The 8,844-nt window shown below is 63.2% G+C and carries 6 protein-coding genes and 1 pseudogene; 5 read left to right on the top strand and 2 right to left on the bottom strand.

Annotation, left to right across the window (positions count from 1 at the left end; all coding sequences use genetic code 11):
• Positions 1-65: 65 nt before the first annotated feature.
• Positions 66-824, bottom strand: a complete 759-nt coding sequence (locus tag AC062T_RS09135) for a CPBP family intramembrane glutamic endopeptidase (protein WP_476029330.1) — start codon at positions 822-824, stop codon at positions 66-68.
• Positions 825-1,165: 341 nt separating this feature from the next.
• Here AC062T_RS09135 and AC062T_RS09130 point away from each other — a divergent pair, with 341 nt between their 5' ends.
• The 3 genes from AC062T_RS09130 (at position 1,166) to AC062T_RS09120 (ending at position 5,769) form a co-directional block, all read left to right on the top strand.
• A complete protein-coding gene (locus tag AC062T_RS09130) occupies positions 1,166-2,953 on the top strand; it encodes an ABC transporter family substrate-binding protein (protein ID WP_476029328.1) in 1,788 nt (595 codons plus the stop codon).
• Between the two features lie 208 nt (positions 2,954-3,161).
• The gene (locus AC062T_RS09125; protein ID WP_476029326.1) at positions 3,162-4,715 is read left to right on the top strand and encodes an ABC transporter permease; all 1,554 of its coding nucleotides are present in this window, start codon (positions 3,162-3,164) and stop codon (positions 4,713-4,715) included.
• A 49-nt stretch (positions 4,716-4,764) separates the two neighbouring features.
• The gene (locus AC062T_RS09120; protein WP_476029324.1) at positions 4,765-5,769 is read left to right on the top strand and encodes an ABC transporter permease; all 1,005 of its coding nucleotides are present in this window, start codon (positions 4,765-4,767) and stop codon (positions 5,767-5,769) included.
• Between the two features lie 11 nt (positions 5,770-5,780).
• On the opposite strand, the gene AC062T_RS09115 is transcribed toward AC062T_RS09120, so the two are convergent.
• Positions 5,781-6,404: a PH domain-containing protein gene (locus AC062T_RS09115; protein ID WP_476029322.1), complete on the bottom strand. Its 624-nt coding sequence runs from the start codon at positions 6,402-6,404 to the stop codon at positions 5,781-5,783.
• A gap of 77 nt (positions 6,405-6,481) precedes the next feature.
• Between AC062T_RS09115 and AC062T_RS09110 the strand changes: the two genes are divergently transcribed.
• Together AC062T_RS09110 and AC062T_RS09105 are read left to right on the top strand one after the other, a co-directional pair.
• Positions 6,482-8,212: an ABC transporter ATP-binding protein gene (locus AC062T_RS09110; protein ID WP_476029320.1), complete on the top strand. Its 1,731-nt coding sequence runs from the start codon at positions 6,482-6,484 to the stop codon at positions 8,210-8,212.
• A gap of 45 nt (positions 8,213-8,257) precedes the next feature.
• Positions 8,258-8,844: pseudogene (locus tag AC062T_RS09105) on the top strand (ABC transporter family substrate-binding protein); the annotation flags it as partial.

The following is an 8,844-nucleotide window of genomic DNA, read 5'->3' as shown; positions in this document are numbered from 1 at the left end:
CGCCCCCGAATCTTCGGGTGCGGCGAGCCGTTTTTGGTAGCGCCGACGCGGCAGCGGCCGGCTAGCTAGCCCGCCGGGGCGAACAATCCCGGCAGCGCCGCGGCGGCCCAGGGATAGCCCACGAACACGGCTGCGTCGATGAGGGCGTGCGCAACGACGAGCGGCATCAGCCGCCCGAACTTCGTGTAGAGCCAGCCAAAGAGCACGCCCATCGCGATGTTGCCGATGAACGAGCCAAAGCCTTGGTACACGTGGTAGGTGCCGCGAAACAGCGCGGCGCTCAGGATGATGGCCCACGGTCCCCAGCGCAGGTCACGCAGGCGGGCAAAGAGATATCCGACAACGATGAACTCTTCGACCACGCTGGAGCGCACTGCGGCGAGCAGCAGAACGGGCACGGTCCACCAGTGTTCGGCCAGGTCCGTCGGCACAACGGTCACCGTAATGCCCAGCGCCTTTCCACCCAGATAGAGCCCCAGACCCGGGATGCCGATGACGAGGGCGAGCACGATTCCCCAGGCACCGTCTCTGCCAGCTTTAGTGCCGTCAATGCCGAGGCGCTCCAGATGGGGTTTCGAGGCTGACCACATGAGGTAAACCACGAGGGCAACGGGCATGAGGTCGACGAGAATCGCCATGAGTTGGTAGATGAGGTCGAATACCGGCCGGGGGCTCAGCGAGGAGTTGATGGTCGCGGTCTGGTCGGAGAGTGGCTGCTCGCGGGTCAACCGATTGGCGATGGCGATGATCGAATAGACGGCGGATGCTCCCAGCGAGAGCCCGAGCACGATTGCGATTTCTGCACCGATGCGGGGGCGAGTCAGTGGCACAGCGGTGAAATTGGCGGGTATCGACAATGGGGCTCTTTTCACTCTCGGCAGGGTCACGGGCCTGCAAGCGCTGGATCTTCGCTTAACACGCTCCTGCAAACGCTGTTACTGCTCATTTGCGCGTGGAGACGCAATATTCTTGCGTTTGGCGCGGTTTTTCGCTGCAATGATTGCAAGCAGGTAAATTTTCGGCATCGTTGTTGGGAGTTGCTGCTCACCCCGCTTAGGGTGACAAACTACTGCATCGCTGTGAAGACCCTCATGTCTTCGGCGGTGAGTTCTGCCTCGTGATGGTTTCGGTGCCGCACGAGGTTCCATTTTGCACAGGAGGAAAATTGGCAATCACAGGACAACGCTTCAGGAGGGTGGCCACGCTTGCGGCCATCGCCGGAGCCTCAGCCATGGTGCTGGCTGCATGCACAACATCTGGTGAGCAGGAAGGCGACGCGGGCGACACCATCTCGATCGCCGTCACCAACGCCTTCACGTCGTTCAACGGCGACACCCCCCAGGCGAACCTCGACACCAACGGAATGGTTGGCTACCTCACGGGTGTTTCGGGCGGACTCGGACTGGGCGGCTTCGTGCGCCTCGACACCGACTTCTCGCTCATCAAGGACGAGAGCTTCGGAACCTACGAGCGCGTCTCCGAAGACCCGCTGACCGTCAAGTACACGCTCAACGACGGCCTCAAGTGGTCCGACGGCGAGCCGATCACGGCCGACGACATGCTCTTCTCGTGGGCACAGCAGTCTGGCTACTACGACGACGCCACGCTCGACCCCGAGACCGGCGAAGCCATCTCCGGCACGCAGTACTTCTCGCTCGCGGGCAGCACGGCTGGCCTCGACACCACCTCGTTCCCCGAGATCGGTGACGACAACCTGTCGCTCACGATCGAGTACGCGTCGCCGTACGTTGACTGGGAGCTGGTCAACATGATCGGCAAGCCCGCTCACGTTGTCGCCGAGAAGGCTGGCGTTTCGCTCGAGGACTTCGTTGCTCTTCTCAAGGAGCTCCCGCAGGGTGACCCCGCGGCTCCGGTTGAGGCGAACCCCACCCTCAAGGCCGCCGCTGACTTCTGGAACACGGGCTACGACGTAACGTCGTTCCCCGAGGACGAGTCGCTTCTCGTTGGCTCTGGTCCCTTCACGGTGACCGCGTTCACGGCTGAGTCTGACATCACGCTCACCAAGAACCCCGAGTACAAGGGCGACCTTGCACCGGACTACGAGACGCTCATCATCCGCTTCATCGGTGACTCGAACGCACAGGTTACGGCTCTTCAGAACGGTGAGGTCAACGCGATCTACCCGCAGCCGTCCGCCGACACGCTCGAGGCACTCGAGGCAGCCAACGCTGTGACCTACGAGGGCAGCCAGCTCGCGTACGACCACCTCGACCTCAAGCAGTCCTCCGCGGTCTTCGCTGACCCGAAGGTGCGCGAGGCATTCCTCAAGACGGTTCCGCGTCAGCAGATCCTCGACTCGATCATCACGCCGGTTAACCCTTCGGCTGAGGTTCTCAACTCGCAGATCTTCGTGCCCGCTAACCCCGAGTACGCCGACGCTGTCAAGGCGAGCGGATACGACGAGTACACCGAGCCCGACATCGAGGGTGCCAAGGCGCTCCTCGCTGGCGCAACGCCGACCGTTCGCATTCTCTACAACACCAACAACCCGAACCGCGTCGACTCGTTCAACGCGATTCGTCAGTCGGCAGAGTCTGCAGGCTTCATCATCGTTGACGCTGGATCGCCCGACTGGTCGAGCCTGCTGAGCGGTGGCGAGTACGACGCTTCCATCTTCGGTTGGGTCTCCCCGGGTGCCGGCAACGCCGGGCTTCCGCAGATCTTCAAGACCGGCGGCGGCGGAAACTACAACGACTACTCGAACCCGGATGTCGACATCCTGGTCGACGAGTCGCAGGTGTCGCTCGACGCAGACGAACTGGCTGAGATCAAGATCCAGATCGACGCGTTCACGAAGAAGGACGGCTACGGCCTGCCCCTCTTCCAGACTCCTGGTCTGTTCGCCGACAACGGCACCATCAAGGGCCTTGAGTACTTCGGTGGCCAGACGGGCATCGTCTGGAACGCCCAGGACTGGACCCTTGCTGGCTAGCTAGCAGTTCACTCAGTTCCACTGAGAGTGGGGTGCCGGAGACACAGTCTCCGGCACCCTGTTCTTGGGTCACGGCATGTTCTGCGGTCACGGCCAACCCAGGGGGTTGGCTCGGGGGCCGTGCAACGTGTGACTAAGCTATTCAGGTTCGGGCTCGATCGGTTGGCAGCGGCTAGACCGTCGAACATCCAGTAACCAGCACTATGAGATGGGCACAACTTTGGTTGGCTTTATTCTGAGAAGGATCGCGGTTTCGATCCTCGTTCTCGTCGCGGCGTCTTTCATCATGTACGTTCTCGCGGCCAACGCCGGAGACCCCCTGCAAGACCTTCGCGGGTCGAGCTCTCCCAACAAGGATCAGCTGATCGCTGCGCGAACCGCTGCCCTCGATCTCGATGTTCCTCCGCCGCTGCGGTGGTTCCTGTGGCTCGGTGGGGCACTGCAGTGTCTCGTGCCCTTTGGCGGGTGTGACCTCGGGCTCACCCTGTCGAACGCCCCCGTCACGACAATCCTTCCCGCCGCCATGCTGGCGACCATTCAGCTCGTCAGCGTCTCGTTCGTTCTCGCGATCATCCTGGGCGTCGTAGTAGGTATCGCCACGGCTCTCCGCCAGTACAGCGGGTTCGACCTCAGCGTCACGTTCATCAGCTTCTTTCTCTACTCGCTACCCTCGTTCCTCGTGGCGGTGCTCCTCAAGGAGTTCATTGCGATTGGGTTCAACAACTTCCTCCAGGGAGGTTCGGGCATTCCGGTGCCCATGATCGTGATCATCTCCCTGGTGGCCGGCCTCGTGTGGCAGGTCCTCGTCGGAGGGGATCTGCGCCGCAGACTCGTCACCTTCGTGGTCTCGGCAGTGGCTACCGGCGCCGTGCTCGCCTACGTTTCGTTCACCGGATGGTTCCAAGACCCCGGGCTCGGGTTGGTCGGGGTTCTCGTCCTCACGGCTGGCATTGTCTACTGCACGGTTGCCGTCGCAGCGGGTTTCGCCAACAAACGTGCTCTTCTCGGCGGCGTTATCGCTGGTGTGATCGCGATCGTTTCTTACTTCGCCCTTCAGGGGCTCTTCGATGTCTCGAGCGGCGGCACGATCGCGCTTCTCGCGGTAGCGACCGTGATTGTGGGAGTCATCATTGGCTACGCGGTAGGCGGCAACGACCGTGGCCAAAACATCAAGGTCTCTGTCATCGTCTCGGTGCTTTCCGCCGGTGTCGTTCTGCTCGACCGCTACATGCAGTCGTGGAATGCCTACATTTCGTCGCCGCGCATCAATGGCCGACCCATCGCCACCGTCGGTGCCTCGACTCCGGGGTTCCAAGGCGATTTCTGGTTGCAGGGCATCGACACGTTCACCCATCTGCTGCTTCCGACGATCTCGCTGTTGCTGATTTCGTTCGCCAGTTACACGCGGTATGCGCGTGCAGGCCTGCTCGAGGTTCTCGGCCAGGATTACATCCGCACCGCGAGGGCCAAGGGCCTGCCGGAGCGCACGGTTATCGTTCGCCACGCCTTCCGCAACATGCTCATCCCCATCGCCACCCTCGTGGCGACGGATGTCGGTGCTTTGTTGGGTGGTGCGATCATCACCGAGCGAGTCTTCGCCATCAGTGGAATGGGCGCTCTCTTCAACGCGTCACTGCAGAGAATCGACCTGAACCCCATCATGGGTTACTTCATCGTGATCGCCATCACCGCAGTTCTGTTCAACTTCTTGGCCGACCTTGCCTACGCGGCGCTCGACCCGAGAGTGCGGGTGCGCGCATGATGCGATCGCAGCCAGCACCAATGTCAACTCCGGCCGAAAGGAGTGCCCGATGAGCCTGTTAACAGAGCCAGCAGCACCGATCGAACCTCAGCCGTCCAAGCCAGACGACACCAAGGGTCTGAGCCAGGGAAAGCTCATCTCCCGACGCTTCGTGAGCAATCGCCTCGCTGTGGTCTCGATCGTCATCTTCGTGCTCGTCGCGGTGCTGTCGATCTCGGCGATCGGCCTAGGGCCGATCCCCGGCTGGTGGAAGCACAACTTCACGTCACTCAACCCGCAGCTCAACGGCGGGGCTCCCACGCTGTCGCTCGTGCCCAAGTGGCTCGGCGGCGAGGGGATCTCGCTCGGTGAGCATCCGTTCGGTCAGAGCCGCATCGGGGTTGACTACTTCGCCATGACGATGCGCGGCATCCAGAACTCGATCATCGTGATGTTCGTGATCGGTGGCATTGGAACCGTGCTCGGCACCGTCGTTGGCGCCGTCGCGGGGTACTACCGCGGGTGGGTCGACTCCGTGCTCATGCGCGTTACCGACGTCTTCATCGTGATTCCGGCCCTCGTCATCGGCGCAATCGTCGGTCGCGCAACGGGTGGCCTCGGCGTGTGGCTTCTCGCGTTCTTCCTGGCGCTGGTGTCGTGGATGACCATCGCCCGTCTCGTGCGGGCCGAGTTCCTGAGCCTGCGCGAGCGCGAGTTTGTAGAAGCAGCGCGGGTGGCGGGTGCGAGCGACTTCCGCATCATCTTCAAGCACATCCTGCCGAACGCCATCGGAGTGGTCATTGTCTCCGCCACGCTTCTGGCCGCTGCCGCCATCCTGCTCGAGACGGCGCTCAGCTTTCTCGGCTACGGCATCCGTCAGCCGGATGTCTCGCTGGGCCTTTTGATCTCAGAGAACCAGTCAGCGTTCCAGACGCGGCCGTGGCTCTACTGGTGGCCGGCCGTCTTCATCGTGCTGCTTGCGCTGCTCGTCAACTTTGTGGGCGACGGGCTCCGGGACGCGTTCGACCCTCGTCAGAAGCGCGTCTCGCTGCGGCGCATGAAGGAAACCCCGTGACGAGCGTGATGTCACTGCAGGCCGACGAGCAACGCCGAGGCGCCGACAAGCAGCGCCGCCACGGCAAGCGCTGCAACCGCAACGGCGTCGAGTCTGGTGCGAACCGGATAGTTCTCGGCCTCGCCGGCGACGATCTTGCCGGAGTCGCGAAGCGATTCCCATCGCTCGCGAATGAGTGCTGCGGCCTTGCCGGAGTCGGTCGTGAGCAGCTCGCCCACCGAGACAGTCTCGCCATTGCGGTGCCCGTGCGGCGCCGTTCCTCGACGAGCGACTGCGCCACCCATGCGTCCGGGAGCGGGCGCCGCCGAGACCGCAATCGCGCGGCCGGGAACGTGCACCCGCAGCGAGTAGGTAACGTCCAGATGAATGAGGGCGGGCCACGGAATCTCGACGCTGTGCGAGACGTTCGCCACGGTGACGCCATCGGCGTCGACGCGCACGTGCGGGCGCCAGAGCACAACCCACACGACGGCCGCAGCAGCAGCAATCGTGGGCAGAAGCCACAGACTGTTGCCAGCGCTCGAGCCCGTTGCGACGATTCCCACCGAGACCGCTGCGGCCACGGCCCAGAGCACAATCGAGAGCGTTCTGTTGAAATTCGAGCGGAACACTCGTGCCGTGCTGTCGGTAGTCATACCCCTATGTTTCCAGTCTCCGGCCGTGAGTCGTGCATGAGAGCTCTGGTTGTTGTTAACGAAAGGTTGTCATGGTGATGGATCAGCGCCCCGAGCGGTCGGATGTTCCGGCTCTGCGTGTCACCGATCTCAGCGTCGATTTCGCGGTCGATGGTGTGTGGGTTCCCGCAGCTAAGAAGCTGAACTACGAGATCGGCCGAGGCCAGGTCATCGCTGTCGTCGGCGAATCTGGTTCGGGAAAGAGCGCAAGCTCTATGGCGATCCTCGACCTGCTGCCCAAGAACAGCCGGGTCCGTGGCAGCATTTCGGTCAACGGTCGTGAGCTCACGACGCTTTCCACCAAGCAAATGCGAGCGGTGCGAGGCGACGATGTCGCGGCGATCTTCCAGGAGCCGATGACCGCCCTCAACCCCGTCTACACGGTGGGCTTCCAGCTTGTCGAGGCGGTTCGCGCCCACCGCAACGTCACGCCGAGCGACGCCGCGGCGAGGGCGCGCGAGCTTCTTGGCCTTGTCGGTCTGCCCGACCCCGAGAAGGCGTTCAAGTCGTATCCCCACCAGCTCTCGGGCGGCCAGCGCCAGCGCGCCATGATTGCTCAGGCCCTGAGCTGCGACCCGACTCTGCTCATCGCAGACGAGCCGACAACCGCGCTCGATGTCACGGTGCAGGCCGAAATCCTCGATCTGCTGCGCAACCTTCGCGACACGTTCGACGCTGCCATTCTGCTCATCACCCACGACATGGGCGTCGTTGCCGACCTCGCCGACTGGATCGTCGTGATGAAGGATGGCGAAATCGTTGAACAGGGCGATGTCAACGCCATCTTCAACACGCCGCAGCATCCTTACACTCAGGCGCTCCTGGCCGCTGTACCCCGCCTCGGCGAGGCAGTAGCCGGACACGAGGCGATCAACGTGATCGAGACCGAGGCAGACATCGCCGAGGGCTCGCTCGACGAGATCGATGTGCCTGAAGCGCCCGTAATCACCGCGCCGACCGTGCTGAGCCTCAAGAATGTGGGAATCGTCTACGGCAAGCAGGGCCGCGTTGGCGCGTTCCGCGCGGTCGACGATGTGACCCTGCAAATCGCCGAGGGTGAGATTCTGGGCCTCGTCGGCGAGTCCGGTTCTGGCAAGTCCACAATCGGCCGTGCCGCAATCGGATTGCAGCCCATCGCCGATGGGTCGCTCGTTGTCGTCGACACCGACATCAGCAAGGCCGACCGCAAAATCATCAAGTCGCTCCGCCGCAAGGTGGGCATCGTGTTTCAAGACCCTTCGTCGTCGCTCAACCCGCGACTGCCCATTGGCGAGTCCATCGGCGAGCCCCTACTGCTTGCGGGGGAGGCCAAGGGTGCCGCTCTCGACCGGCGCGTCGAGGCGCTCCTCGACGATGTGAACCTGCCGCGGTCCTACCGCAACCGGTTCCCCCACGAGCTCTCCGGTGGTCAGAAGCAGCGCGTTGGCATCGCCCGCGCGCTTGCGCTCAAGCCGCGCCTGCTGGTGGCCGACGAGCCCACATCCGCGCTCGATGTTTCGGTTCAGGCCACGGTGCTTGAGCTGCTGCGCCAACTGCAGCGTGAATACGGCTTTGCCTGCCTCTTCATTAGCCACGACCTTGCGGTCGTCGATGGCATGGCCGACCGCATAGCGGTGCTGCACCGCGGCAAGCTCGTCGAGCAGGGCACGCGCGATCAGATTCTGCGCGCGCCCAAGGAGGCCTACACGCAGCGCCTGATCCAGGCCGTCCCGATTCCGGACCCGGTCGAGCAGCGCGTGCGCCGCGAGATCCGTCACGGCCAGCGCTAGTCGCCTAACGATCACAGCTCTGCTCTAGCGCGTCGCCGAGCATTGTTGGGCGATGTCCATGGGGAGAAGAAAATCATCCTGAAGAAGCGGGCTGCCGTCGCGGCGGTTGTCGTCGCTGCGGTGGCGCTGGCCGGGTGCACGCCGGACTCTCGGGTCGCCGAGGGCAGCACCGTCACAGTGGCCGTTGCCGAAGCCTTCACCTCCTTCAACGCGGCGACCGGTTTCGGCAGCGCGGTCGGCACCAATGCGAGTGTCGTGGCTGCTACGAACTCGTCGTTTGTCTCGTGGGATGAGAACGGCGACCCCGTGCCCGACGAGTCGTTCGGCACCATCGTTAAGGTTTCGGATGATCCGCTCAGGGTGCGGTACACGATCGCCGATGGGGTGCGGTGGAGCGATGGCGTCCCGGTCGATGCGGCCGACCTTTTGCTCTCGTGGGCTGCCAACTCTCGGGCGCTCAACACGGCCGGGTTTGATGCCGAGGCCCACCTCGACGTGCAGACAGGGATGTTCGACGACACGATTCCCGACGATGTCGTGTTCTTCGACGGCTTTACCTCCAATGGGCTCGACCGGGTCACTGAGGTCCCCGAGGTGTCAGACGATGGTCGCTCCCTAACGCTGACCTTCGA

Source organism: Homoserinimonas sp., assembly GCF_056262345.1.
Note: the sequence above shows the minus strand (reverse complement) of the source record. Positions and strands in the feature narration are given on the sequence as shown.